Source organism: Teichococcus aerophilus, from assembly GCF_014490485.1.
GTDB lineage: Bacteria > Pseudomonadota > Alphaproteobacteria > Acetobacterales > Acetobacteraceae > Pseudoroseomonas > Pseudoroseomonas aerophila.
In genome coordinates, this window is sequence record NZ_JACTVA010000004.1 from 55,955 (window position 1) to 81,947 (window position 25,993).

The 25,993-nt window shown below is 67.2% G+C and carries 18 protein-coding genes; 7 read left to right on the forward strand and 11 right to left on the reverse strand.

Annotated features, from left to right (window positions below):
• Positions 1 to 226: 226 nt before the first annotated feature.
• Together IBL26_RS03820 and IBL26_RS26055 are read right to left on the reverse strand one after the other, a co-directional pair.
• A complete protein-coding gene (locus IBL26_RS03820; protein WP_187783128.1) occupies positions 227 to 667 on the reverse strand; it encodes a hypothetical protein in 441 nt (146 codons plus the stop codon).
• 87 nt (positions 668 to 754) lie between these two features.
• Positions 755 to 2,947, reverse strand: coding sequence for a DUF4214 domain-containing protein (locus IBL26_RS26055; RefSeq protein WP_187783129.1), 2,193 nt, complete (start codon positions 2,945 to 2,947; stop codon positions 755 to 757).
• A 179-nt stretch (positions 2,948 to 3,126) separates the two neighbouring features.
• Here IBL26_RS26055 and IBL26_RS03830 point away from each other — a divergent pair, with 179 nt between their 5' ends.
• On the forward strand, positions 3,127 to 4,791 hold the full coding sequence (locus tag IBL26_RS03830; protein WP_187783130.1) for a methyl-accepting chemotaxis protein: 1,665 nt from the start codon (positions 3,127 to 3,129) through the stop codon (positions 4,789 to 4,791).
• Positions 4,792 to 4,888: 97 nt separating this feature from the next.
• On the opposite strand, the gene IBL26_RS03835 is transcribed toward IBL26_RS03830, so the two are convergent.
• A complete protein-coding gene (locus IBL26_RS03835) occupies positions 4,889 to 6,139 on the reverse strand; it encodes a CaiB/BaiF CoA transferase family protein (protein ID WP_206684133.1) in 1,251 nt (416 codons plus the stop codon).
• A 96-nt stretch (positions 6,140 to 6,235) separates the two neighbouring features.
• Between IBL26_RS03835 and IBL26_RS03840 the strand changes: the two genes are divergently transcribed.
• Positions 6,236 to 6,808, forward strand: a complete 573-nt coding sequence (locus IBL26_RS03840) for a GNAT family N-acetyltransferase (protein WP_187783131.1) — start codon at positions 6,236 to 6,238, stop codon at positions 6,806 to 6,808.
• 451 nt (positions 6,809 to 7,259) lie between these two features.
• On the opposite strand, the gene IBL26_RS03845 is transcribed toward IBL26_RS03840, so the two are convergent.
• Positions 7,260 to 7,958 carry a dienelactone hydrolase family protein gene (locus IBL26_RS03845; protein WP_187783132.1) on the reverse strand — a complete coding sequence of 233 codons (699 nt, stop codon included), beginning with the start codon at positions 7,956 to 7,958 and terminating at the stop codon, positions 7,260 to 7,262.
• 129 nt (positions 7,959 to 8,087) lie between these two features.
• Between IBL26_RS03845 and IBL26_RS03850 the strand changes: the two genes are divergently transcribed.
• Entirely contained in the window at positions 8,088 to 8,582 is a 495-nt protein-coding gene (locus tag IBL26_RS03850) for a flavin reductase (RefSeq protein WP_187783133.1), read from the forward strand.
• A gap of 253 nt (positions 8,583 to 8,835) precedes the next feature.
• On the opposite strand, the gene IBL26_RS03855 is transcribed toward IBL26_RS03850, so the two are convergent.
• The 5 genes from IBL26_RS03855 to IBL26_RS03875 form a co-directional block, all read right to left on the reverse strand.
• Positions 8,836 to 10,008 carry a hypothetical protein gene (locus tag IBL26_RS03855; RefSeq protein ID WP_187783134.1) on the reverse strand — a complete coding sequence of 391 codons (1,173 nt, stop codon included), beginning with the start codon at positions 10,006 to 10,008 and terminating at the stop codon, positions 8,836 to 8,838.
• Positions 9,975 to 11,156 carry a glycosyltransferase gene (locus tag IBL26_RS03860; RefSeq protein WP_187783135.1) on the reverse strand — a complete coding sequence of 394 codons (1,182 nt, stop codon included), beginning with the start codon at positions 11,154 to 11,156 and terminating at the stop codon, positions 9,975 to 9,977. The genes IBL26_RS03855 and IBL26_RS03860 overlap by 34 nt, the downstream gene beginning before the upstream one ends.
• A complete protein-coding gene (locus tag IBL26_RS03865) occupies positions 11,149 to 11,892 on the reverse strand; it encodes a hypothetical protein (RefSeq protein WP_187783136.1) in 744 nt (247 codons plus the stop codon). Before IBL26_RS03865 ends, IBL26_RS03860 begins: the two co-directional genes overlap by 8 nt.
• 303 nt (positions 11,893 to 12,195) lie before the next feature.
• Positions 12,196 to 13,422, reverse strand: a complete 1,227-nt coding sequence (locus IBL26_RS03870; protein ID WP_187783137.1) for a polyhydroxyalkanoate depolymerase — start codon at positions 13,420 to 13,422, stop codon at positions 12,196 to 12,198.
• Between the two features lie 314 nt (positions 13,423 to 13,736).
• Positions 13,737 to 14,915, reverse strand: coding sequence for a BaiN/RdsA family NAD(P)/FAD-dependent oxidoreductase (locus IBL26_RS03875; RefSeq protein ID WP_187783138.1), 1,179 nt, complete (start codon positions 14,913 to 14,915; stop codon positions 13,737 to 13,739).
• A gap of 259 nt (positions 14,916 to 15,174) precedes the next feature.
• Between IBL26_RS03875 and IBL26_RS03880 the strand changes: the two genes are divergently transcribed.
• The 4 genes from IBL26_RS03880 to IBL26_RS03895 all read left to right on the forward strand — a co-directional run bounded on the left by IBL26_RS03880 (position 15,175) and on the right by IBL26_RS03895 (position 23,769).
• Positions 15,175 to 18,033 carry a ribonucleoside-diphosphate reductase subunit alpha gene (locus IBL26_RS03880; RefSeq protein ID WP_187783139.1) on the forward strand — a complete coding sequence of 953 codons (2,859 nt, stop codon included), beginning with the start codon at positions 15,175 to 15,177 and terminating at the stop codon, positions 18,031 to 18,033.
• 26 nt (positions 18,034 to 18,059) lie between these two features.
• Complete coding sequence (locus tag IBL26_RS03885) at positions 18,060 to 19,181, forward strand: ribonucleotide-diphosphate reductase subunit beta (RefSeq protein WP_187783140.1); 1,122 nt, start codon at positions 18,060 to 18,062, stop codon at positions 19,179 to 19,181.
• A 505-nt stretch (positions 19,182 to 19,686) separates the two neighbouring features.
• The gene (locus tag IBL26_RS03890) at positions 19,687 to 21,843 is read left to right on the forward strand and encodes an anthranilate synthase component I (protein WP_187783141.1); all 2,157 of its coding nucleotides are present in this window, start codon (positions 19,687 to 19,689) and stop codon (positions 21,841 to 21,843) included.
• A 333-nt stretch (positions 21,844 to 22,176) separates the two neighbouring features.
• Positions 22,177 to 23,769 carry an ABC transporter substrate-binding protein gene (locus tag IBL26_RS03895; protein ID WP_187783142.1) on the forward strand — a complete coding sequence of 531 codons (1,593 nt, stop codon included), beginning with the start codon at positions 22,177 to 22,179 and terminating at the stop codon, positions 23,767 to 23,769.
• Between the two features lie 372 nt (positions 23,770 to 24,141).
• On the opposite strand, the gene IBL26_RS03900 is transcribed toward IBL26_RS03895, so the two are convergent.
• Positions 24,142 to 25,125 (reverse strand): Bug family tripartite tricarboxylate transporter substrate binding protein, encoded by a 984-nt coding sequence (locus IBL26_RS03900; protein WP_187783143.1) that lies wholly within the window; start codon positions 25,123 to 25,125, stop codon positions 24,142 to 24,144.
• Between the two features lie 106 nt (positions 25,126 to 25,231).
• Positions 25,232 to 25,990, reverse strand: coding sequence for an aspartate/glutamate racemase family protein (locus tag IBL26_RS03905; RefSeq protein WP_187783144.1), 759 nt, complete (start codon positions 25,988 to 25,990; stop codon positions 25,232 to 25,234).
• Positions 25,991 to 25,993: the final 3 nt, after the last annotated feature.

The following is a 25,993-nucleotide window of genomic DNA, read 5'->3' on the forward strand; positions in this document are numbered from 1 at the left end:
GCTGGGAACAGGAAGGCTGGGGGAAGGAATTCCCCAGGCCCTTCTTTTTTCGGGTCTGCGTGGGTTCAATCAGGCGAAGCCTGGACGATGTGTCGGTGACGAAGGCTGAGCCTTCGTTCTCCCGAAGTTGTTTCCAAGGCCTTGAGCAACGGTCCCTTCAAGGCATCTCAAACTCGCAGATAGAAAGAAGGGGCCTGGGGAATTCCTCCCCCAGCCTTCTCCATCTTCAGCGCAGGGGATTGGACAGGATCAGCCCCGCCCGCCGGAAGGAAATGCCGATCGAGATGGCGTAGCTCATGGCGGCATAGGCGGGGCCCGGCGGCATCAGGCGCAGGAAGGCGGCGAGGGCTTCCCGCCGCGGGCCGCGCTGGGCGAGCGAGAAGGCCAGCAGCAGCGCCGGTTCCTCACCCGTCAGCCGGGCGTGCAGGGGGCAGGCGATGGCGAATCGGTGTTCGCCGCGCGCGCGCAGCACGCCGTCCAGCAGGTAGGCGGTGTCGCCTACATCCTCGGCGATCAGGGGTGGTTGGGTGGCCGGCATGGGCAGCGTGCCGCGCCGTGCGGCGCAGGACCAGCGGCGCATCGCCTCCAGCAACAGCGCCTCGGGTGGTGGCAGGCTTTCAATCTCGGCATCGGTCCAGGGCCAGGTGGGAAGGCCGTGAGTTGCCATGGCAGGGGTGCTCCCTGGTGGAAGGTTCCCCCAGGCTGCCGAAAATGAGAATAAGTCGCAAGTAATTCAATGTACGATGCCGCCGGGTCATCCCAGGAAGGCATCGCCCACCGGATGCCGGGCGAAGCTCTCCTGCTGCTCCGGGGAGAGGCCGATCATCATCACCACGTCGATCCGGTCCAGGGCGTGGGATGCCAAGTGCTGCACCCAGTAGGCCACGCCCGCCGGCTCCGGCTCCCGCTCCAGCGCGCTGCGGTAGATGGAGGCGACATACTGGTCGTCGCTCTCCTGCGCGTGGCGGGCCTGGAACTCGGCACTGCCGGCGATGGATTGGATGAGGTCCCGGGTCCCCAACTGGCCACTGGCCAGCTTGGACGTCCAGAAGGCCAGGCCGTCACGGTCGGGCGGGCGGTCGAAGACGGCGTCGTAGGCCATGCCCACCATGGTGGCGTAGCTGTCGGCGACCCAGACCCCGGCCGGGTGCTTCGCCTCGAAATTACGCGCGGCCTCGGGGCTTTGTACGAAGTTGGCGATGATCTGGCCGCGGTCCTGCCCGGCATCGAGGCGGGCGAGATGGTAGGCCAGCCCGCCGGCCTCCGGCTCCCGCCCCAGCGCCTCCCGATACAGGCTGATCACCAGTGCCTGGTGGCTGAGTCCGCCAAAGCGAGCGATGAATTCCGGGCTGTCGAAGAAGCTCTCAGACACCTCGGCCACGGTCATGCCCTTCTGCATGTGCTCGACCCAGTAGGTCAGACCTTTGGCCTCCGGCTCTCGGCCCAGAATCGTACCGTAGACGCGGACCACCTCTGCCGTCTGAGACTGGCCGGAAAAATCGATGTGGCCGTTCTGGAATTCGATGCGCGCCACGGGCGGGATCCAGACAGTCTCGCCACCCGGGAACTGGACCTTGGTCATGTTCTTGGCATCGGTGGCGATGCTCTCGGCATTCCAGACGAAATGCACCGACTGAACGACATCGGCCGAGACCTGCGTGAAGCCATGCTTGGTTTCACCCAACAGCAACGGGACAGCGACCGGTTCCGGCGGCGGCGGAGATACCACGGGCGGTGACACCACAGGCGGTGACACCACAGGCGGCGACACGACCGGGGGCGACACGATCGGTGGCACGACAACCGGCGGCGAGACAATCGGGGGGGATATGACCGGCGGTGACACCACAGGCGGGGACACGACCGGTGGGGACACAATGGGTGGCGAGACAACGGGAGGGGAGACGACAGGCGGCGACGCCACTGGCGGTGAAACGACCGGCGGCGAGACCACAGGCGGGGACACGACCGGTGGGGACACAATGGGTGGCGAGACAACGGGAGGGGATACGACTGGTGGCGACACCACCGGTGGTGAGACGACCGGTGGCGAGACCACAGGCGGGGACACGACCGGTGGGGACACAATGGGCGGCGAGACAACGGGAGGGGATACGACTGGTGGCGAGACCACTGGCGGTGAAATGACCGGAGGTGAGACCACAGGCGGTGACACGACCGGTGGAGACACGATGGGTGGCGAGACAACGGGAGGGGACACGATCGGTGGCGACACCACTGGCGGTGAAATGACCGGTGGCGAGACCACAGGCGGCGATACAACCGGCGGTACCAACACCGGTGGCGGCGCCGGCAGGTCGTCCTCGCTGGTCACGTTCAGCACCTTGACCGCCAGGGCGAAGGCCGCGCTCTGCTTGCCGTCCGAGACCTCGATCAGCACCTCACGCGTCGTGCCGCCTTCCCGCAGCAGGTCCACGCCGTCCCGCAGCTTCAGCGTCCGCCCCACCAGCTCAAACCACGCCGAATCCGGCCAGATCACGCTGTAGGTCAGCGAGACTGTGCTGGTATCCGGGTCGGTGGCCTGGATCATGCCGATCTCGGCACCGATATCGGTCTCCAGCACCGTGCCACCCGAAGTGAAGGCCAGCGTGCGGGGCGGCGCATCGTCCACCCCCTGCAGGCTGACCGACCAGGTCTGCCCGACATCCTGCCACCCGCCAGGCAGCTTCACCGACAGGCCGAAGGTGAAGACCGGCGCGGTGGTGGAGGAGAACGCCTCCCGGTCCAGGCTCAACGCCGGCACGATGGTGACGACGCCGCTGCGCTTGTCCAGCGTGGCGGTGAACAGCGCGGCGAAGGTGCCGGTCAATGCCACGTCCAGCGCCCCGGTGGCGCCCGAGAGCACCAGGGTGGCCGACCAGTCGCCCGGCTGGTTGTTCTCCAGGATGGTCGCCGGCACCGTTCCGCTGGCTTGCACACTCGCCACTGCCACGCCCCTTTTGTCGTCGCGGAGGGCAGTCTTGGGCGGCGCGGTGTGAAGAAAGCCTGACCTTTGTGCCGTCCTCCCAGCCAGCCCGGCCTGGCGATTCTTCCGCGGCTGGCAACGAAGTCTTAGCCTCGTGGTGGCATGGTCCGCGGGCTTTAACGCCCGGGAATCGCCGTTCCATGACTCTGCGCATGCGCATCGCTGCCTCTCTCGCCATCCTGCTCGTCAGCTTCCTCGGCCTGGGCGGCTTCGCGCTGCAGCGGCTGGGTGGGGTGCAAAGCGTGGCGGAGACCCTGAGCGGCAACGCTCTGCGCGGTGCCGGGCTGACCGCCGAGCTGACAGACCTGTCCCAGCGCTACCGAACCGACCTACTGGCCCGAATCCTGCGCCCCCAGCCCGCCAGCCCCGGCGCACTGGAAACCGAGGTCCTGCGCGGCAGGATGGAAGGCGCACTGGACACCTACCGCCCGTTGATCGACAGCGCGCGGGAGCAGGCTCTGTTCGCCGAGGTCGCGGCCGCATGGCAGGGCTATGCCGAACTCGCCGGCAGCCAGCTGCGCCTCGCTGGCGCCGGCCGTGCGGCGGAGGCCCTGGCCAGCTTCGATGCCGATGCCGGCCGCAGCTTTGCCCGGCTGCAGGCGTCGCTGGAATCCCTGCGGCGCTACATCATCAGTGACGCGGATGCCGCTGTCGCCCAGTCCTCTGACGTCTACCGGCAGGCGGCTTGGTTGATCGGCGTCCTGCTGGCGCTGGGCAGCGCGCTGGCCATCGCCACCGGCCTGTCCCTGGTCTCGACCATCAGCCAGCCCGTGCTGCGCCTGGCCAAGGTGATGGATCGCATGACGCAGGGCGAGCTGGACGTGGCGGTGGCGGACCAGCACCGCAAGGACGAGATCGGCACCATGGCCCGTGCCCTGGAGGTGTTCCGCGCCAAGGTGGGGGAGGGCGAGCGCCTGGCCGCCGAGCAGGCGGCGCTGGACCAGGTGCAGAAGGAGCGTGCCCGCCGCCTGGATGCGCTGGTCGATGGCTTCGGCAGCGATACGCGGCAGGTGCTGGACAGCGTCCGCCGCTCCGCCGAGCGGCTGAGCGGTACCGCCACCGAGATGAACGACGCGGCGGTGGAGGGCGCGCGGCTGACCGGCAATCTGGTTAGCGTCTCCGAAGGTGCCTCCGGCAACGCGCAGACAGCCGCGGCGGCGACGGAGGAACTGGCGGCCTCGATCGGCGAGATCAACCGGCAGGTCGGCCGCTCCGCCGAAGTGTCGCGCCGCGCGGTGGAGGAGACGGAGCGGACCGACCGCACGGTGCGCGAACTGGCCGATACGGCCAGCAAAATCGGCGACGTGGTGCGGCTGATCGCCGACATCGCCGGGCAGACCAACCTGCTGGCGCTGAACGCCACCATCGAGGCCGCCCGCGCCGGCGAGGCCGGCAAGGGCTTCGCCGTGGTGGCCAGCGAGGTCAAGAACCTGGCCAGCCAGACCGCCAAGGCGACCGAGGAAATCGGCCAGCAGGTCGCCGCCATCCAGGGCGCCACCGGCCAGGCGGTGGAGGCCATCCGTGGCATCGGCCTGGTGGTGGCGGAAATCGACCAGACGGCCTCGGCCATCGCGGCCGCGGTGGAACAGCAAGGCGCGGCCACGCAGGAAATCGCCCGCAACATCGCCGGCACGGCGGAAGCGGCCTCGGTGGTGTCACGGGATACGGCGGCGGCTCGCCACGCGGCGGATAGCAGCGGGCAGGCGGCACAACAGGTGCGCACGGCTTCCCAGGAACTGAACGACCACGCCAACAGCCTGCGCGCCAAGGTAGACCGCTTCCTCGGGCTGGTTCGCGCTGCCTGATGCGCCAGCCCCAAGCGGGTGGCGGGCACTTGGGCGAGGGTACGTGGCGGGAAGGCCGGAGAATTCCTTCCCCGGCCTTCTTCCCCCAAGCCGGGCGCTACCGGCGCTGCTCCACCACCGTCCCGCTCTGCTTCAGCGCCTCGATCTCCTCGGCCGAGAAGCCGTGGCGGGTGAGGACGTCGTCGCCATGCTGGTTGAAGCGCGGCGGCGCCGCCCGTGTGCCGCCCGGGGTGCGGGAGAGCTTGATGGGCGTGCCCAGCGCACGGAAGTCGCCCAGCTCCGTCACCATCTCGCGGTGCGCGGTGTGCGGCTGGGCCAGGGCCTCGTCCACATGCAGCACGGGGCCGGCCGGCAGGCCGATGGCCAGCAGGCGGTCGCAGAAGGGGTGGCCGTCCTCGTCCTTCAGCTTGGCTTCCAGAATGGCGGTCAGCGCATCGCGGTTCACCACCCGGTCCCCATTGGTCAGGAAGCGCGGGTCGCTCGGCAGGTCCGGCAGTTCCAGGAAGGCGCAGAACTTACGGAAGGCGGGGTCGTTGCCGCAGGCGACGAAGATCTCGCAGGTCGCGGTGCGGAACTTGGAATAGGGCGAGATATTCGGGTGCGGATTGCCCGTCGCCTTCGGCCGCTTGCCGTTCAACAGGAAGTTGGCCGCCTGCGGGTGCAACAGCGCCATGCCGCAATCATGCAGCGTCATGTCCACATACTGCCCCTGGCCGGAGCGTGCGCGCTCCTGCAAGGCCATCAGGATGCCGATGGCCGAATACAGCCCGGTGGCCAGGTCGACGATCGGCGTCGCCATGCGCGTCGGCCCGCTTTCCGGCGTGCCGTTGATGGACATCAGCCCGACCATCGCCTGGATGATGGCATCGTAGCCCGGCAGGCCGCCGCGCGGCCCATCCGCCCCGAAGCCGGAAACCCGGCAATGCACCAGGGTGGGGAAGCGGTGCTTCAGCACCTCCTCATACCCCATGCCCCACTTTTCCATGGCGCCCGGCTTGTAGTTTTCCACCAGCACGTCGGCATCTTCCAGCAGACGCAGAAGCACGTCGCGGCCAGCGGGCTTGGAGAGGTCGAGCGCGATGGATTGCTTGTTGCGGTTCACGCCGATGAAGTAGCTGGCGGCACCATCCAGGAACGGTGGGCCCCATTCGCGCACCTCGTCGCCCTGCGGCGGCTCGATCTTGATGACCTCAGCCCCGTGGTCGGAAAGGATCATGGTGCAGTAGGGGCCACCCAGCACGCGGGTGAGGTCGATGACCTTCAGCCCCGCCAGCGCCCCGGGGGAACGCGCCAGGCCCTTGCCTTCGGGGGCGTCCACGGTGCCGGATGGAAGCGGGCTGTCATTCATGGGTCATTGTCCTCCTGCCGCCCAGCATAGCCCGATCCGCCACGGGCGCGAGAGGGGGGGCTGGCCCCTGGCGGCCGGCGCGGTAACATGCGCCGCATGTCGCACGAGCCCCTGACCCTGCAAGGCCCCCGCATCCGCCTGCGCCCGTGGCGGGAGGAAGACCGCGCCGCCTTCGCCGCCATGAACGCGGATGCCGAGGTGATGCGCTACTTCGCCAGCCCGCTGGACCGTGCCGGATCGGACGGCTTCATGGACCGCATCAACGCGCACCAGGCCGAGCACGGCTTCAGCTTCTGGGCCATCGAGCGGCATGCGGAACCCGGCGCCATCGGCCTGTGCGGCCTGGCGCGCGTGCCGTGGGAGGAGCGCTTCACCCCCGCGGTCGAGATCGGCTGGCGCTTGGCTACGGCGCATCAGCGCCAGGGCTATGCGGAGGAAGCGGCCCGCATCACCCTGGCACACGGCTTCGGCCCGCTGGAACTGCCGGAGATCGTCGCCTTCACCGTGGCGGACAATCTACGCTCCTGGGGGCTGATGGAGCGGCTGGGCATGAAGCGCGATGGCGGCTTCGAACACCCCCGGCTGCCGGAGGGCCACCCGAAGCGGCCCCACATGCTCTACCGCCTGACACGCCGGGACTGGATCGACGCCCGCCTCGGCGGCGGCTGAGGCGCCGGGAAGGGACATCTTCCCTCTGGCGAATTGGGGAGCTCCGGTCCCCCCCTGGCGCTTGGGGCCGATCGACATTCGGCTGAGGGCGGGAGGGAAGGTCAGGGGAAAGAATCCCGCTGCTTAAACGTATACGTTTACACCACCTTTTTCTGTCAGTTGGCGTAGGTCTTGATGACCGGTAGCTGCGCCCGTGAGACAGATCACAGGCCACCTCAGCTCAACCATCAGCCTCCGGTGTGACTCTGTTCTTGGCCTGGAAAGGCCAACGCCGCATCGCCCACACCCGAAATACTTACAGAAGAAAGAAGGGGTCCGGGGAATTCCTTCCCCGGCCTTTCCTGTCCAAGCCCGAATGCCGATCCTTATCACCGGGAAGCTTGAATCGAGCGATCGAACGGCGAGGCAGAGCATGGTGCGTGGACGACTGTGCACGCACCATGCGCCAGGTTCAGCCCAGCACGCGCGCCAGCAATTCAGCCGTGCGGCCATTGGCGATGGTCGCCGCCCTTCCGTCCCAGGAATGGCCGCCCATGCGGGCAAAGGCGTGGTCCACGCCCGGGTAGACATGCACAGCCACGTCCGGCTTGCCCGCCAGCCCGGCGACGATCTTCTCCCGCGCCTCGGCCGGCACGAAGCGGTCGCGCTCGGCGATATGCACCAGCAGCGGTGCCTTGATGGCGCCGGCCCCGTCCAGCAGCCCGTCCAGCCCGACGCCGTAGTAGGAGATGTTAACGTCGGCGTCCGATTGCGTGGCCATCATGAAGGCCAGGCGGCCGCCCAGGCAGAAGCCCATCGTGCCCACCTTGCCGTTGCTGCCGGGCAGGGTACGCGCCACCTCGACCGTGGCCTTCAGGTCCTCGATGCCCTTGGCCTGGTCGAAGGCATTCATCAGCGCGAAGGCCTGGTCCCATTCCTCCTTGCTGCCGTCGGTCAGCTGCACGCCCGGCTCCAGGCGCCAGAACAGGTCGGGCGAGATGGCGATGAAGCCCATATCCGCCACCCAGTCGGACAGCGCGCGCATGGCGTGGTTCACGCCGAAAATCTCCTGGATCATCACCACCACGCCCGCGGGCACGCCCTTGGGGGTGGCGACGTAGGCGCTGAAGCTGCCGCTGCCATCGCTGGCGGAAATCGTGATCTCGGGCATGCCGGGTCCTCCTGACAGGGTGTCAGGGGAAGATAAGGCCCCGGGCGCCGTGTGCCAGCCGGGTTGGACGGTTTGCAACGGCCCGGGCACCGACTATGTGATGAGACCGGATTTCCGTGAGGCCGACCCATGCCCGTCACCCAGCAGCAATTCCGCGACGCGATGGCCCGCTTGGGCGCCGCCGTGAACGTGATCACCAGCGACGGCCCCGCCGGCCGCGCCGGGCTGACGGCCAGCGCCGTGTGCAGCGTATCGGACGATCCGCCGACCCTGCTGGTCTGCATCAACCGCAGCAGCGAGCAGAACGCCGTTATCAAGACCAATGGCGTGCTGTGCGTGAACGTGCTGTCGGCCGGGCAGCAGGGCCTGTCCAACATCTTCGCCGGCGCCACCAAGTGCACGGTGGCCGAGCGCTTCATGACCGGCCAGTGGGACCTGCTGGATACCGGCGCCCCGGTGCTGGCCGATGCCGCCGTGTCCTTCGACTGCGTGGTGGACGAGGTGGTGGAGAAGGGGACGCACAGCGTGTTCTTCGCCCACATCCAGGCCGTGCGCGTCGGCAGCAACGGCCCGGCGCTGATGTGGTGGAGCCGCCAGTACCATCCGCTCGGCACGGTGGCCTGAGGGCGGCCACTGTCAGGTCGGGGGCGCTGCGCACGTCATCGGCGCGGATAAAGGGCCGCGGGACACGGCGTAGCCGGCGGCCAGGGCCGGGCCAGTAAGCGCTGAACTGGCTGGCCTGCGGCGGCAGGCGGATTTTGCGCTAGAGGCTGTTATGGACCTGCATACAAGCGCTTGATTGCACTGCATTTCGATGTGGCGCGGCCAAAAAAATTTTGAACGAAATCAGCTGTTTATGAGTGGTCCATAACAGCCTCTAGACGTCCGGCCGGTACTGGCGCGCCGAGATATCCGTATCGACCTGATTGTAGCCCCAGAAGCTCTTCAGGGCGATGCGGGTGCGGTTGGGCTTGACCGGCAGGCTGGCGGGCTTGACCGGGGCACCCCGCAAGCCAGGGAAGTCGAGCCCTTCGAGCAGATCCGCCCAGAACGCCCGGCCGAAATAGGCATCCTTGACCGAGTAATACGAGTCGAATCCGGGCCTGAACGTGTCGCCCGCATAGAAGATATCGAAGGGCGACTTGAACAGGAACTCTGCGTCCTTCAGGAAATACTTGGCTTCCGTGCTGGTGCTGGAGCTGAGCGAAATGACGCGGTTCAGGTTCTCGCAGCACAGCAGTTCGTAGAAATTCGCCGTGGTCAGGCCGCAGGTGCGGACGGAGGCCATGATGATCCGCAGATGCGGATTATTCGGCTCGATCGGATGCGGCTTCAGCATCACCGGCCCGTCGAAGACCTGCTGCTCGAAGGCCTGGACCAGGAAATCGGAAAAGCCGACGAAGCGGCCATCGCGGATCTGCGTCTTGTCATGCTGCGTCTGCATCAACACCAGGTTGGTGCCCGGCCGCATGCCGATATTGGAAAGCCGCCCGGCCGTGGCCCGCACGATGCCGGCGGCCAGGTAGATCTCCTCCTCATCGACGGCATGGTGCGCCAGCACCTGGTTCAGGCGCGGCTCCGAGCTCTGCACGCCGAAGAAGATATCGTCGTGGAAGCGCACGGGGTGGATGATGAAGTCGATGAACGGATTGCCGTTGGCCAGCAGGAAATGCTTGAGGTAGGGCGGGATCTCGAAGCCGATCACCAGCGCGTCACGGAACCGGTCGGCCAGCATCGCCTGAATGTCGCGCGGCAGGTAGGGCAGGTCGTACAGCGCGGCCCAGCCATCCATCGATTTCGGCAGGCCGCAGGCTTCGTACAGCTTCGCGATATCCTCGCCCTGCAACTGGCCCCGCGTGACGCCGGCGTGGTTCCACGCCACATACCCGATCTCGGCCGAGACGATGCGGGAGAGGGTGCCGATGAACAGGTCGTGCAACCAGCGGATATTGTAGTGCTGCGTCGGGCGCCACGTCGCGGCGCTGGGGCGGGCGAAATCCCCGCTGAAGATGATGTTCATGCCGGCAGCACGCTCCGCGACCTGATCCATCCCGACGCACCCTTCGCCAATTGCCGCAGGGTGGAGAAGAAGGGAAGGCACTCGGCATCCGCCTGATAGGCTTCCAGGATCTCCCGCCGCTGCAGGATCAGCGTCTCGGCGGAGTACGTTTTCTGGCTGACCTCGCAGACATGGTCGAAGAACTCCTGGCGGGAACGGGCGATATACAGGCCGGGCCCGGCGAACTGCTCCACGCCCCGCGCCCCTTCCGCGCTGGCGATCAGCGGCAGGCCGGCCCACAAGGCTTCCAGGCTCTTGATCTTGAGGCCACCACCGAAATACACCGGATTGATGGCGACGCCGAAATCCTTGTAGATATCAGCCACGTTCTCGACGATCCCATGCACATGCAACCGCTCGCTGGCCTGGACCGAACGGCCAACATCGCCGTAGACGGACAGCGTGATGTCCTGCGGCAGGTAGGGAAACACGCTCCTGACGAACCATTGCAGCGCCGTGGCATTTGCCGGCGAATTCGCCCCGGCGAACACCAGCCGCTTGGTCGAGCTGCCGACCGGGGAGGGCAGGTCGCCCACCAGCGGCATGAAGGGCAGGAACACCGCCGAGCCCGGGCGCACGAAGCGCCGCAGCCACTCATAGTCGGGTTGGGAGATGGCCAGGACGAAGGTGTAGCTCTCCATCAGCGCCACCTCCTCATCCAGGGAGATATGCGCGCCCGAATTCTCCCCGAAGGCGTAGAAGGAGATGCCGCGCAGGGAGACGATGTCGTGGCTGTCCAGGATCGTGATGATATCGGGGCTGATCTCGCGGACCAGGTACTGCATCCGCAGATATTCCGTCACGACGACGGCGGGGCCTGCTTCCTCGATGAAGTGGTGGAACGCCTCGTGCCACGAATGCGCATACCACTTGCGCAGCGAGGCATGGATGTTCTCTGCCTTGGTGTGCAGCTTGCCCCGGAACTTCTTCTCGTACGGCTTGTAGGACACGATCTCGAAACCGTAGTTCCGCTCGTCGATGATCGCCTGGATCTTCCTGGTGATCGTCTTGAACACGAACACCTTGACGGTGAAGAACTTCGAGAAGGCCTGGCAGATCTGCTCGATCCGGCGATGGCTGCCATAGCCGGGATTCCAGAACGCGATATCCGTGGCGATGACCGCGACCGGCTTAGTCATCCTGACCGCCGAGGATTTCCAGGTAGCCGATCCCATAGCCCAGCGTGCGCGTCTCCGCCGAGGACGGCTTGGTATGCGTCCGGATATCGAATTGCAGCACCCACCAGGGGAAGGTGTTCATCTGCGTATCAGTCGCGAGGTCGGCGGGGATTTCCAGGCGGATATCGAGGTTGCCCGCCAGCTTCCTGTCGGAGAGGATCTTCAGCGACGTCCCGTTCAGCTTGATATCCAGCTCGGAATCCTGCGCCGAGACGCTGGAACGGCCGATCAGCCGGATCATCCGCATGTCGCGCAGCACCGGCAGCATGATGCCGGATTGCGGCCCCGGCCCCATCCAGCGCCAGGCGTCGCATCCATAGGCTGCCTCGGCCCCATGCCAGTTGTAGCCGAGGAAGTTCTCCCGCAGGTCGATCTGCACCGGCGGCTGGATGGTGTTCAACGACCGCTGCCGCTGCAGCAGCTGCAGAACCGGCGAGACGTTCTTCTCGTAGAAGGAGAGCGGGTCCGTGCGGCGGATATCCGCGGGGCCGGTCAGCAGGTCCAGCCGCCGGTACAGGTCCATCACCAGCCCATGCAGCGCGACTTCGGACGGGGACGCATCCGGCGAGAGGCCGATCTGGGCGAGGTGCCGGCGCACGAGACCGTGGGGGAACTGGGAAAGCGCCAGCCTCTGCCGCTCGATCACCGCTTCTGCGTCAAAATCGTCAGGCGGCAGCTCAAGCCGGTCCTCGGTCAAATTCCGCTCTCCATCCAACTTCGGCGCAGGGGCGCATCTTAAGCGTCGGTGTCCTGCAAGAGAAGGCGTCTCGAGCGCGGCTGTCTGGCCGCGCGCCCGTCATCCTGGGATAGCGCCGATACTTTACGAAAAACGTCAATAAAATGCGTTTGGCGAGGACCATGCGCCCGTCGCAACACCGAGGCCCGGTGCAGCATTGGCAAGGATCCGACCCACAGGCGCGCAGCGGGCAGCGCCAGAACGCGACCGGGCCCGTTGTGAAGCTGGGCCCGGCTGTCGGCAATGCTGTCGGGGGGGGGCGCCTCAGGCCGGCGCGCGGCCCGGCTGGATGATGTCGCGCACCAGGGGGTAGATCTCGCTGGCCCAGCGGCGGCCGTTGAAGACGCCGTAATGGCCCACATCGGCCTGGAGGTGATACACCTTCATCTCCTCCGGCAAGCCGGAGCAGAGCGCCGCCGCCGCCTGGGTCTGCCCGACCGAGCAGATGTCGTCCTTGCCGGCTTCCACCACCAGCAGGCGGGTGTCGGTGATCATCTCGGGCTTCACCGCCCGGCCACGCCAGGTTGCCTTGCCCAGTGCCAGGTCGTGGTCCTGGAAGACGCTCTTCACCGTCTCCAGGTAGAATTCCGCCGGCAGGTCCATCACCGCCAGGTACTCGTCGTAGAACTTGCGGTGCGCATCGGCGCGGACGGAATCGCCGCCCATCACGTTGCGGTACTGGTCCGCATGCGCCTTCACATGCCGGTCCAGGTTCATGGAGATGAAGGCGCCGATCTGTGTGATGCCCGGATAGACCTTCCGCCCGCCGCCCTGGAAGCGCCAGGGCACGGTGTCGATCAGGTTCTGCTCGAACCACTTCACGTCATGCTCCAGCGCTAGGGCATTGACCTGGGTGGGGCGGATGCGGGTGTCGATCGGCCCGGCCATCAGCGTCATGCTGGCGGGGGTGGCGGGGTCCTTGTCCTCGGCCATCAGCGCCACGGCGGCGAGCACCGGCACGGCCGGCTGGCACACCGCCAGCACGTGGCTGTCCGGCCCCAGCACGCGCTGGAAGCGCATCACGTGGTCGGTAAACTCATCCATGCCGAAGCGGCCGGCGGAGGCCGGGATATCCCGCGCATTGGCCCAGTCGGTGATGTAGACGTCGTTATCCGGCAGCAGCACCTGCACGGTGCCGCGCAGCAGAGTCGCGAAGTGGCCGGACATCGGCGCCACCACCAACACCTTGGGCTGCGGGACCTCCGTGTCCTTCCGGAAGTGCAGCAGGTTGCCAAAGGGGGTGGAGTCCGCCACCACCTCCTCGACCTTCACTTCCTGGTTGCCCACCATCACCGTGGTGAAGCCGAAAGGGGGGCGCATATGGGTCAGGCCGCCACCGGCCATCAGCTCCAGCGTCGCAGCCGCCTGGCGCACGCCGAAGGTCTCCGGCCCGCCATTGTCGAACTGCCGCAGCACCCCACCGAAGCCCCGCGCGGCGGCCCGGAAGGGCGCCATCAGGTCGGCCTGGTTCTGGTAGAGCTGGTAATACATGCGTCAGAGACTCCTGGATTGCCGCCGATGGCATGCCCAGGGGCACGCCCTTCAGCCTGGCCGCGTCCTGCCGCCCATTCGTAAGGTACTCCCGCAGCACCTTAACCGCGAGCGAATGTTGGGCGGCGAGCCGTGACCAAATGGTAAACTGGTGTGACCCACCCGGGGTTGCCAGCGCGGGCCTGGCCCTGGCCCAACGCGGGGCCGGGCGCTCCCTGGCGGCCCGCCACGGATGAACGCGGCGAACATGCGCTAACGATTTGTTCGCGCGTCTCTTTCATCCGGCGGTTGGCCGGCCGCGCGGCGATCGAGCCCTAGGCGGCCTCGCCGGCGCACCAGCCGCTGGCCCAGGCCCACTGGAAGTTGTAGCCGCCCAGCCAGCCGGTCACGTCCACCGCCTCGCCGATCACGAACAGCCCGGGCACGTCATTGGCCTGCATGTCGCGGGAGGACAGGGCAGCGGTATCTACCCCGCCCAGCATCACCTCGGCCTTCGCGTAGCCTTCCGTCCCGGCGGGGGAGAGCGGCATGGCCCGCAGCCGGTCCGCCAGGGCGCGCAGGCCCTTATCCGGCTGGTTGGCCATCTCCATGGGCGGCAGGTAGGCCTCGGCCAGGGCCTGGGCCAGGCGCTGCGGCAGGAACTCGCCCAGCACAGTGCGCGCTTCCGCTTTCGGCCGCGCCTGCTTGCGGGCCAGCAGCAGCGCCGTCGGGTCCTGCCCCGGCAGCAGATTCAACGAGATCGGCTGCCCCGGCCGCCAGTAGGAGGAGATCTGCAGGATCGCCGGGCCAGAGAGGCCGCGATGAGTGAACAGCACCGCCTCCGGAAAGCGTGGCCCCTCCGCCGCCCGGGCGATGGCCGGCAGCGCCACGCCGGAGAGCGGGCGCATCATCTCCAGCGCCTCGCCCTCGAAGGTCATCGGCACCAGCCCCGGCCGGGTCTCGACCAGTTTCAGCCCGAAGCGGCGGGCCAGGTCCAGCGAGAAGCCGGTCGCACCCATCTTGGGGATGGAAAGCCCGCCGGTGGCCAGCACCAGGGACTCGGATTCGATGGTCCCGCGTTCCGTCACTGTCTGGAAGCGGCCGGGCTTGGTCACCTCCGTCACCCGCGCGCCGGTACGGACCACTACGCCGGCGGCGGCACATTCCGCCAGCAGCATGGCCACGATATCCCGGGCCGAGCGGTCGCAGAACAACTGCCCCAGCGTTTTCTCGTGCCACGGGATGCGGTGCTTCTCCACCAGTTCCAAAAAGTCCTTGGGCCGGTAGCGGGAGAGGGCGGAGCGGGCGAATCGCGGGTTGGCCGAGACAAAGCGGTCCGGTGCCGTGCCTGTGTTGGTGAAGTTGCACCGGCCGCCGCCGGAGATGAGGATCTTGGAACCGACCTGCGGCGCATGGTCCAGCACCAGCACCCGGCGGCCCCGGCGCCCGGCACTGATGGCGCACATGAGCCCGGCCGCGCCGGCACCCAGAATGACGGCGTCGAAGGTTTCCATGGGGGCGGGGTGTACCCACCCGGCCACGCCCCGGCAACGGCTGATCCGGGTGAATTCGGCCATTCCCAACGAGTCGGAGGGCAGGCAAGCGGAATCTCTCAAAAAGCGATATCTAGTTGTTGTGGATAAGCGGGACACTAGATGTTGACAGGGGAGGGGGTGCGAACGGCATAGTCGGGCCAACGAATTGAGAATGCGTGCGTTAACATTCTCAACTACGGCCGCCCAGTCAGGCCGCATTCAGCACAGGTTTTGTCCCATGTCCGCATCGCAGCTCTCCGAGCCTTCCCTCAGCCGCGCCGCCACGCCCCCGGCGTTGCAGGTCATCCGCCGCGACGGCAAGCCGGCCGGCTTCGACCCGGGCAAGATCACCCGCGCCATGACCAAGGCCTTCCTGGCCGTCGAGGGCGCTTCCGCCGCCGCCTCCCACCGGATCCATGAGGTGGTCGAGGATCTGACGGTGCAGGTGGTGGGCGGGCTGACCCGTCATGCCGGCGCCGGCCATATCCTGCATATCGAGGATATCCAGGACCAGGTGGAGCTGGCGCTGATGCGCGGCGGCCACCACAAGGTCGCCCGCGCCTACGTGCTGTACCGCGAGGACCGGGCGCGGGAGCGTGCGGCCAATGCCGCCGCCCAGACCACCGCCCCCGTGGTGCCGACCCTGCAGGTGAAGGGCAGCGACGGCACGCTGCGCCCGCTGGACGGCGCCGTGCTGCAGCGCCTGGTGACCGAGGCCTGCGACGGCCTGGCCGATGTCTCGCCCGAGCCGGTGCTGACCGAGGCCCGCCGCAACCTGTATGACGGCATCAGCAGCGACGAGCTCTCCCAGGCGCTGATCCTGGCCGCCCGCACGCTGATCGAGCACGAGCCGAACTACTCCTACGTCTCTGCCCGCCTGCTGCTGGCCGTGGCGCGGCGCGAGGCCACCAGCTTCGTCCAGGGCGTCGGCGTGCAGTCCCAGGCCGAGATGGCCACCGCCTATCCGGACTACTTCGCCGCTTATGTCGGCAAGGGCATCGAGGCCCAGCTGCTGAACCCGGAGCTGGCGCGCTTCGACATCGCCCGGCTGGGCGCGGCGCTGAAGCCGGAGCGGGACCTGCAGTTCCAGTATCTCGGCTTCCAGACGCTGTATGATCGCTACCTGCTGCAGACCAAGGGCGTGCGGTTCGAGATGCCGCAGGCCTTCTTCATGCGCGTCGCCATGGGCCTGGCGCTGAACGAGATCGACCGCGAGGCGCGGGCCATCGAGTTCTACGACCTGATCTCCTCCTTCGACTTCATGTGCTCGACGCCGACGCTGTTCAACAGCGGCACGCGCCATTCGCAGCTCTCCTCCTGCTTCCTGACCAGCGTGCCGGATGACCTGGATGGCATCTTCGGGTCCATCAAGGACAACGCGCTGCTGGCCAAGTACTCGGGTGGCATCGGCAATTCCTGGTCCCGCGTGCGTGGCCTCGGCGCGCATATCCGCGGCACCAACGGCCAGTCCCAGGGCATCGTGCCCTTCCTGAAGGTGGCGAACGACACCGCCATTGCGGTGAACCAGGGCGGCAAGCGCAAGGGCGCCGTCTGCGCCTATCTGGAAAGCTGGCACATCGACGTCGAGGAATTCCTCGACCTGCGGAAGAACACCGGCGACGACCGCCGCCGCACCCACGACATGAACACCGCCAACTGGGTGCCGGACCTGTTCATGCAGCGCGTCGAGCAGGACGGCGAATGGACGCTGTTCTCCCCGGACGAGGTGCCGGACCTGCACGACCTCTACGGCATCCCGTTCCGCGAGGCCTATGAGCGCTACGAGGCCAAGGCGCGCGCCGGCGAGCTGACGGTCCACAAGACCATCCGCGCCGTCGATCTGTGGCGCCGCATGCTGACCATGTTGTTCGAGACCGGCCATCCCTGGATGACCTTCAAGGACCCCTGCAACCTGCGCTCGCCGCAGCGCCATGCCGGCGTCGTCCACTCGTCCAATCTGTGCACCGAGATCACGCTCAACACCTCGGATTCCGAAGTCGCGGTGTGCAACCTAGGTTCCATCAATCTCGGCCGCCACATCACGGAAAAGGGGCTGGACCGGGATCGCCTGGCCCGCACCGTCCGCACCGCCATGCGGATGCTGGACAACGTCATCGACGTGAACTTCTACACCATCCCGCAGGCCCGCCGCTCCAACCTGCGCCACCGGCCGATCGGCATGGGCCTGATGGGCTTCCAGGACGCGCTGCACGCCCTGCGCCTGCCGCTGGCCTCGGATGAGGCCGTACGCTTCGCCGATGAGAGCATGGAGCTGATCAGCTACCACGCCATCGAGGCCTCCGTGGACCTCGCCGCCGAGCGTGGCGCCTACGCCTCCTTCCCGGGCTCGCTGTGGAGCCAGGGCATCCTGCCGGTGGACAGCATCAGGTACGTGGCCGAAGCGCGCGGCGAGACGCTGGACCAGTCCACCACGCTGGACTGGGAACCCCTACGCGAGCGGGTGAAGACCATCGGCATGCGCAACAGCAACACCATGGCCATCGCGCCGACGGCGACGATCTCCAACATCGTCGGCGCCACCCAGTCCATCGAGCCGACCTTCCGCAATCTGTACGTGAAGGCCAACATGTCCGGCGACTTCACGGTGGTGAACCCGGCCCTGGTGGCGGACCTCAAGGCCCGCGGCCTGTGGGACAGCGTGATGGTCAGCGACCTGAAGTATTACGATGGCAGCCTAGGCCCGATCGACCGCATCCCGGACGACTTGAAGGACCTCTACGCCACCGCCTTCGAGGTCGACGCTTCCTGGCTGATCGAGGCCGCCGCCCGCCGGCAGAAATGGATCGACCAGGCGCAATCCCTCAACCTGTACCTGGCCAACCCGAATGGCCGGAAGCTGGACCAGCTGTACCGCCTGGCCTGGAAGCGCGGCCTGAAGACCACCTACTACCTGCGCACCCAGTCCGCGACGCATGTGGAAAAGTCCACCACGAAGAAGAGCGACGGCAAGCTGAACGCGGTGAAGATCGCGCCCCAGCCCCAGCCCGCACCGCAGCCTGCCTTCGAGGCCGACTCCACCTTCGAGGCGCCCAAGGTCTGCCTGCTGGACGACCCCACCTGCGAAGCCTGCCAGTGAAGCCTGCCAGTAAGGAATAGCCTGTCATGGACAACAACGTTCTGAGCTGGGGCAACGACGAAGCCCGCAAGGATGCATCCCCGCTGCCGGTGGCCGACGCCACCGGCCTCGGCGAGATCGCCGAAGGCGCCGCGCGCGTTTCGGTTGACGACAAGGCGATGATCAATTGCCGCGCCGACGTGAACCAGCTGCTGCCGCTGAAGTATCACTGGGCGTGGGAGAAGTACCTCGCCGGCTGCAACAACCACTGGATGCCGACCGAGATCTCCATGCAGGCGGATATCGCCCTGTGGAAGTCCCGCGACGGGCTGACGGAGGATGAGCGCCGCTCGATCAAGCGCAACCTCGGGTTCTTCGCCACCAGCGAATCCCTGGTCGCCAACAACATCGTCCTGGCCGTGTACCGCCACCTGACCAACCCGGAATGCCGCCAGTACCTGCTGCGCCAGTCTTTCGAGGAAGCGGTGCACACGCACACCTTCCAGTACATCGTGGAAAGCCTCGGCCTGGATGAGGGCGAGCTGTTCAACATGTACCGGGAAGTGCCGTCCATCACCGGCAAGGCCGCCTGGGCGCTGAAATACACGCAGAGCCTTTCCGACCCCAATTTCCAGACCGGCACGCCGGATGCGGATCGCGCCTTCCTGCGCGACCTCATCGCCTTCTACGTCGTGTTCGAAGGCATGTGGTTCTACACCGGCTTCGCGCAGATCCTCTCGCTGGGCCGGCGTGGCCGCATGGTCGGCGTGGCCGAACAGTACCAGTACATCCTGCGCGACGAGAGCATCCACCTGAACTTCGGCATCGACGTCATCAACCAGATCCGTGCGGAAAACCCGCATCTCTGGACGAAGGACTTCGCCGACGAAGTGCGCACCATGCTGCGCGAGGCCTGCGAGCTGGAAGTGGCCTATGGCCGCGACACCATGCCGCGCGGCTTCCTCGGCCTGAATGCCCAGCTGTGCGAACAGTACATGCACTTCATCACCAACCGCCGCTGCGCCCAGCTCGGCTTGGCGCCATTGTTCCCGGAGACGGAGAACCCATTCCCGTGGATGTCCGAGGTGATGGACCTGAAGAAGGAAAAGAACTTCTTCGAGACGCGCGTCATCGAGTACCAGAATGGCGGTGCGCTGAGCTGGGATTGACGAAGGAAGGCCGGGGAAGGAATTCCCCGGACCCCTTCTTTTCTTTCTTCGAGAAAGAAATGGGCCCTCAGCCGCCGAAGAGCGCCGCTGATTATATCATTTCAGCAGCGCAGGCTGAACCCTCAGTCGCCGGAGGTCCAGGACCTCCGGAGCGCCCCAGCCTTGGCCTGACAGCACACCCTCTCCAGCCGCCCACCCGCAAACTGAGAGAAAAGAAGAAGGGGGCTGGGGAATTCTTTCCCCAGCCTTCGGCGCCCGCCCCGCCGTCCCGTTCCGAATTATCAACGAATCTGCAACGACCCCCTTGCGGCGCCTTCCGGGTTGGGTATAGGCTCCCCTCATGATCACGCATGTCCAACCTGCAATCTGGTGGTGGCCCCTTTCATAAGGCGGCCAGCGTGATTTCTTACCTTCATGGCCGCCTCGGATCTCCGGGCGGCCATTTTCATGTTCTGACATCCCAGAACCCCCCGGATATCCCAGGCAGCCCAGCCCGGAGCGTCCGATGCAGAGCGGTTCTCACCAGTCCAGCTACCAGACCCAAGGCGGCCTGACCGTCCGGCGCGAGGTGCTGGACCTCCCTTATGGCCAGGGCACCGAAACCCTGGCGCGCCGGCTGGACCGGCAACGGGGCGTGCTCCTCTCGTCTTCCTTCGAGTTCCCCGGCCGCTATTCCCGCTGGGATCTGGGCTTCGTGAACCCGCCGCTGATGATCACCTCCCGCGGCCGGCGGATGGAGCTGCGGGCGCTGAACACGCGCGGCAAGCTGCTGCTGGGCTGCATCGCCCCCGCCCTGAAAGCGATGGAGGAGGTGGAGGCGCTGCACATCAAGCCCGGCCGCCTGGTTGCGCAGATCCGCGCCTCGACGGAGCACTTCGCGGAGGAGGAACGTAGCCGCCAGCCCTCCGTGTTCTCGGTCCTACGCCAGTTGCGAGACCTGTTCGGCAGCCCGGAGGACCCGCATCTCGGCCTCTACGGCGCCTTCGGCTACGACCTGGTCTTTCAGTTCGAGCCAGTGACGCTGCGCCTGCCGCGCGCCGAGGACCAGCGCGACCTCGTGCTCTACCTGCCGGATGAGGTGCTGGTGGTGGACCACATGGCCGGCAACGCCACGCTGCACCGCTATGACTTCGTGGTGGACGGCCATTCCACCGAAAGTCTGCCGCACGACACGCCCGCCGACCCGTTTCGGCCCGGATCGAACGCTCAACCGGCCGAAAGCGACTACGCCCCCGGCGAATACGCCGCGATGGTCGAACGCGCCCGCCAGGCCTTCGAGCGTGGCGACCTGTTCGAGGTCGTGCTCGGCCAGACTTTTGCGAGTACCTGCGCCGATGCCCCCAGCGCGGTGTTCGACCGGCTGCGGAAGGTGAACCCGGCTCCCTACGGCGCGCTGATGAACCTGGGGGATGGCGAATTCCTCGTGGCCGCATCGCCCGAGATGTTCGTGCGCGTCGAGGGCAAGCGCATCGAAACCTGCCCCATCAGCGGCACCATCCGCCGCGGCGCCGATGCGCTGGAGGATGCGGAGAACATCCGCACCCTGCTCAACTCCGCCAAGGAGGAGAGCGAGCTGACTATGTGCACCGACGTGGACCGCAACGACAAATCCCGCGTCTGCGTCCCCGGCACGGTCAAGATTATCGGCCGGCGGCAGATCGAGATGTATTCCCGCCTGATCCATACGGTGGACCATGTGGAAGGTACGCTGCTGCCGGGCCGCGATGCGCTGGATGGCTTCCTCTCCCACGCCTGGGCCGTCACCGTCACCGGGGCGCCGAAAAGCTGGGCCATCCGCCATGTGGAGGCGGAGGAACGCTCCGCCCGCCGCTGGTATGGCGGCGCCATCGGCCGCATGGGCTTCGATGGCAACATGAACACCGGCCTGACGCTGCGGACCATCCGCCTGAAGGACGGCATCGCCGAGGTGCGCGCCGGCGCCACCCTGTTGCATGACAGCGACCCGGCGGCGGAAGAAGCCGAGACCCGCCTGAAGGCCAGCGCCATGTTCGCCGCCATCAAGGGGGAGGCGCCCACCGCCCGCACCGCCCCCGCCACGCCGCGCGGCAGCGCCGCCCATGTCCTGCTGATCGATCACGAGGATAGCTTCGTCCATACCCTGGCCAGCTACCTGCGCGCTTCCGGCGCCAGCGTCCGCACCCTGCGGCCGGAGATGGCGCGGGCGGAATTGCGGGAAGGGGCGGCGGCGGACCTGGTGCTGCTCTCCCCCGGCCCGGGCCGCCCGGCAGATTTCGCCATGTCGGAAACGCTGGACCTGATCATCCGCCGCAACCTGCCGGGCTTCGGCGTCTGCCTCGGCCTGCAAGGCATGGTGGAGCATTTCGGCGGCGCGCTGGATGTGCTGGCGCAGCCGATGCATGGCAAGCCCTCCGTGGTGCGCAACCTCGGTGGCCGCCTGCTGGCCGGGTTGCCGGACCGCTTCACGGTCGGCCGCTACCACTCCCTGCACGCCCGCCGCGTCGCCCTGCCGGCGGAGCTGTTGGCGACGGCGGAGACCGAGGACGGCACCATCATGGCGATCGAACACCGCCATCTGCCGCTCTCCGCCGTGCAGTTCCACCCGGAATCGCTGATGACAGACCCCACCCGCATCGGCCTGCCGCTGCTGGCGGCGGCACTGCGGCAACCCGTGGCGGCTTGAGGGGGCGCCATACTCGGCTCAGGGGCAGGAAGGCCGGGGAATTCTTTCCCCTGACCTTCTTCCTCACTTCCTGAATGCCGGCTGGCCCCAGCGCAGCGCGATCGCTCCACCAGGGGTAGGCAATGCCCTTATCTTGGGCAAAACTCCCAGCAAGGAATCGTGAGTGTTGCCGCCTTATGCGGACTGCCTGTTTTCGGTCACCGGCTGAGGCCAGGCACGCTGCCCCGGCGGACTTCACGCAGCATGGCGGGCCACCACGGCACCGCCCAAGCCCCGACAAACGGGGCAGCGCCAGCTCCAGGGACCGCAGCACCCTTGCCCGGATACTGAGACATGCTTCGACGCGACCTGCTGAAGACGAGCGCCCTGTTGCTGGGCGGCGGCAGCCTTGCCATGCCCGGCGTCGCCCGCGCCCAGGGCAACAAGGTGCTGAACTTCATCCCCTATGCCGACGTGGCGGTGGTCGACCCGACCTTTTCCACCGCCTACACCACCCGCACCCACGCCCTGGCGGTGTACGACACGCTGTTCGGCACGGACGAGAACCTGCAACCGCAGCCGCAGATGGTCGCCGGCCATGTGCTGGAGGATGACGGCCTTACCTGGAAACTCACCCTGCGCGACGGCCTGCAATTCCACGACGGCAGCAAGGTGCTGGCGCGGGATTGCGTCGCCAGCCTGAAGCGCTGGGGCGCGCGCGATGCCTTCGGCCAAGTGGTGATGGACGTCACCAACGAGCTCTCCGCGCCGGACGACAAGACCATCGTCTTCCGCCTGAAGCGGCCATTCCCGCTGCTGCCGCTCGCCCTCGGCCGCGCCAGCAGCCTGGTGCCGGCCATCATGCCGGAGCGGCTGGCGAACACCGACCCGTTCAAGCAGGTCACGGAGGTCATCGGCAGCGGCCCGTTCCGCTTCGTAGCCGATGAACGCGTGCCGGGCGCCCGCGTCGTCTATGCCCGCCACACGGGCTACGTACCGCGCGCGGACGGCACCCCCAGCTACACCGCCGGCCCGCGTACGCCGAACGTGGACCGCATCGTCTTCAACGTCATTACCGACCCGGCCACCGCCGCCGCCGCGCTGCAGACTGGCGATGCCGACTGGGTGGAACAGCCGCTGATCGACCTGCTGCCCATGCTCACCCGCAATCGCGACATCGCGGTGGAGATCAAGGACAAGACCGGCATGGTCGGTTGCTTCCGCTTCAACCACCTGCAACCGCCCTTCAACAACCCCGCCATCCGCCGCGTCGTGCTGCAGGCGGTGAACCAGGCCGATTGCATGACCGCCGTGGCCGGCGCCGCGCCCGACTACTGGCAGGGCGAGGTCGGCTACTTCCCGCCCGGCTCCCCCATGGCCACCAGGCCCGGCTTCGGCAAGACGGACGCCGCCAAACTCGCCCAGCTCCGCACCGCGTTGACGGAAGCCGGCTACAAGGGCGAACGCGTCGTCTTCCTCTCCGGCGCCGACGTGCCCCGCATCAGCGCGGTGTGCGAGGTGATGCGCGATGCCCTGGTGCAGATCGGCATGAATGTCGATTTCGTCGCCGCGGACTGGGGCACCGTCGTCAGTCGCATCAACAGCCGCAACCCGGTGAATGAAGGCGGGTGGAGCTGCTACTGCACCTACTGGTCCGGCATGGACCAATGGATGCCGCCCTCCCACACCTTCCTGCGCGCCAGCGGCACCCGTGGCGCCACCGGATGGCCGGACAGCCCGGACCTGGAAGCCCTGCGCGCCCAGTGGCTGCTGGCGGATGGCGAGGCTGCACAAAAAGCGATCGCCGCCCAACTGCAGACGACGGCCGAACGCGACGTCCCCTACATCCCGCTCGGCCTCTTCAAGCAACCCATCGCCTACCGGAAGAACATCACCGGCATCCTGAATGGGGCGCCGGTCTTCACCAATCTTCGCAAGGAAGGCTGAGGCGGGGAAAGGCCAGGGGAAGGAATTCCCCTGGCCCCCTTCTTTCTTCTGCGAGTTCTGGCTTCGGGCGGAAGGCAGGCGTTGACGCTGTTGGATTCAGCCTTGGCGCCGCAGGCATGAATTCCATCAAGCAGGAAATGCCGGGACTGCGTCCGTCAAGATGCAGGGCCAATAGGCCCTCGGTCCATGTCAAACCAACGACATGCGCCCAACGGCTGACATCTGATCAGAGTAATCCAACACCAGGCCTGACCCCTGGCAGGCGACAACGCCTACACTGACAGACAGGTGCCGCAAAAAGCGCACCCCAAACACCGCAGAAAGAAAAGAAGGGGGGTCTGGGGGGAATTCATTCCCCCCAGTTCCAGCCTCTCAATCCACCGTCGCGCCCGACTGCCGCACAACCTCCGCCCAGCGCCCCATATCCGCCTCGTGCACACGGCGGAACGCCGCGGGCGAGGGGTCTTCGGCCGGCGTGATGCCCTGGCTCGTTACCAGCCACTGGCGGAATTCCGGCTGGCTGATGATGCGGATGACCTCCTGGCTGACCCGCGCCTGGATCGGCGCCGGCAGGTTCGGCGGTGCCAGCAGCCCGTACCAGGTGCTGCTGGAGAAGCCGGGCAGCCCGCAGGCCTCGGCCACGGTCGGCACGTCCGGCAGGGCGGGCAGGCGGGCGGGGGTGCTCACGGCCAGGGCGCGCACCTGGCCCTGCTGCACGGCGCCGATGCTGGGGCCGCTCTGGTTGAAGAAGAACGCCACCTCGCCGGCCAGCAGCGCCGCCATGGCCGGGCCCTGGCCGCGATACGGCACATGCACCACGTCCAGCCCCGCCGCGCTGGCCAACTGCACGCCGGCCAGGTGGGTGGAGGCGCCATTGCCGGTGGAGCTGTAGTTCAGCCGACCCGGCTGCGCCTTTGCCATGGCGATCAGGTCCTGGCAGGTGGCCAGGCCCGGATACTTCACCGGGTTCACCAGCAGCACGTTGGGCACGTCACCCAGCAGAGCGATATGCGTCACGTCCCGGAACGGGTCGAAGGTCAGGCTGCGATACAGCGCGGCATTGATGGCGTGGGTGCCGGCGGTGGCCAGCAGGAAGCTGTAGCCATCCGGCCGCGCCTTCGCCACCAGCTCGGACGCGATGTTGCCGCCGGCGCCGGTGCGCGGCTCGACGACGACGGGCACGCCCAGCGCCTGGCTCAGCGGCTCGGCGATCTTACGGGCATAGATGTCGGTGCCGGCGCCACTGGGGAAGCCGCCATAGATGGTGATGGCGCGGCTCGGCCAGTTATCCTGGGCCTGGGCGGTGGAGATGGCCGGCACCAGCAGGGCCAGCAGCGGAAGGGCGAAGCGAAGCATCCAGACTGTTCCTTCTCAAAAGGCAGCAGTGCCGACGCGAACAGGCAAGTCCCGGTCTTTTCTTGTCATGCGGCGCGGGGGTCGTTGCCCCCGGCCGTAGGCACGCTCAGGGGTTCGGAAAGCTGCGCGGGCGGATGCCCGCGTGGAAGTAGCTGACCATCGAGTAGATGTCGTACACCGGCAGCCCCAGCTCCCGCTGCAGCGCGGCGGCGTAGGGCGGCATGTTGGTGCATTCCAGCACGATCGCGCCGACCTCCGGGTGCTTCGCCACCAGCGCGCGCCCGGCTTCCAGGATGTCCTGCTCGGCCAGGTCGACATCCATGTCGTCCTTCTCGGCCTTGATCAGAACACGGAAGAATTCACGCCCGTTCTCCGTCCCCACCACCGGGGTGTCCAGCGGCACGCCGGCGGCTTCCAGGTGCCGTGGCGTCAGCGTGGCGCCGCTGACGGTGACGAGGCCGACGCGCTTGCCCGGCGGCAGCATCGCCTGCACCCAGGGCACCTGCATCAGGCTGCTGGTGGCGACCGGCACGCCCACATGCGCCGCGATTTCCTTCTGGAACAGGGAGAGGAAGCCGCAATTGGTGGTGATGGCCTCCGCCCCCTGGCGGACCAGGTCCTCCGCCGCGTCCAGGAAGTCCTGCAACAGCCCGTTGGCGCCGTTCAGCACCACCTTCTCCGGACTGGCGCCGCGCACCACCTTGTAGAGCACCGGGAAGGGCCAGGTGGTGCCGTTGCCCATGTCGCCCGGAATGCGCGGGAAGCGCGCCTCCAGCATCAGGATGCCCAGCGGCGCGCCGTAGACGGCCTTGCCGCCCTTGGCGACGCCACGGCGGGGGGAGGGGTTGGTAGGGCTCACGGTCATGGC

Coding starts and splice junctions, on each gene's coding strand:
- IBL26_RS03820 (WP_187783128.1), bottom strand. CDS start 667: ATGGCAACTCACGGCCTTCCCACCTGGCCCTGGACCGATGCCGAGATT.
- IBL26_RS03830 (WP_187783130.1), top strand. CDS start 3,127: ATGACTCTGCGCATGCGCATCGCTGCCTCTCTCGCCATCCTGCTCGTC.
- IBL26_RS03835 (WP_206684133.1), bottom strand. CDS start 6,139: ATGAATGACAGCCCGCTTCCATCCGGCACCGTGGACGCCCCCGAAGGC.
- IBL26_RS03840 (WP_187783131.1), top strand. CDS start 6,236: ATGTCGCACGAGCCCCTGACCCTGCAAGGCCCCCGCATCCGCCTGCGC.
- IBL26_RS03845 (WP_187783132.1), bottom strand. CDS start 7,958: ATGCCCGAGATCACGATTTCCGCCAGCGATGGCAGCGGCAGCTTCAGC.
- IBL26_RS03850 (WP_187783133.1), top strand. CDS start 8,088: ATGCCCGTCACCCAGCAGCAATTCCGCGACGCGATGGCCCGCTTGGGC.
- IBL26_RS03855 (WP_187783134.1), bottom strand. CDS start 10,008: ATGGATCAGGTCGCGGAGCGTGCTGCCGGCATGAACATCATCTTCAGC.
- IBL26_RS03860 (WP_187783135.1), bottom strand. CDS start 11,156: ATGACTAAGCCGGTCGCGGTCATCGCCACGGATATCGCGTTCTGGAAT.
- IBL26_RS03870 (WP_187783137.1), bottom strand. CDS start 13,422: ATGTATTACCAGCTCTACCAGAACCAGGCCGACCTGATGGCGCCCTTC.
- IBL26_RS03875 (WP_187783138.1), bottom strand. CDS start 14,915: ATGGAAACCTTCGACGCCGTCATTCTGGGTGCCGGCGCGGCCGGGCTC.
- IBL26_RS03880 (WP_187783139.1), top strand. CDS start 15,175: ATGTCCGCATCGCAGCTCTCCGAGCCTTCCCTCAGCCGCGCCGCCACG.
- IBL26_RS03885 (WP_187783140.1), top strand. CDS start 18,060: ATGGACAACAACGTTCTGAGCTGGGGCAACGACGAAGCCCGCAAGGAT.
- IBL26_RS03890 (WP_187783141.1), top strand. CDS start 19,687: ATGCAGAGCGGTTCTCACCAGTCCAGCTACCAGACCCAAGGCGGCCTG.
- IBL26_RS03895 (WP_187783142.1), top strand. CDS start 22,177: ATGCTTCGACGCGACCTGCTGAAGACGAGCGCCCTGTTGCTGGGCGGC.
- IBL26_RS03900 (WP_187783143.1), bottom strand. CDS start 25,125: ATGCTTCGCTTCGCCCTTCCGCTGCTGGCCCTGCTGGTGCCGGCCATC.
- IBL26_RS03905 (WP_187783144.1), bottom strand. CDS start 25,990: ATGACCGTGAGCCCTACCAACCCCTCCCCCCGCCGTGGCGTCGCCAAG.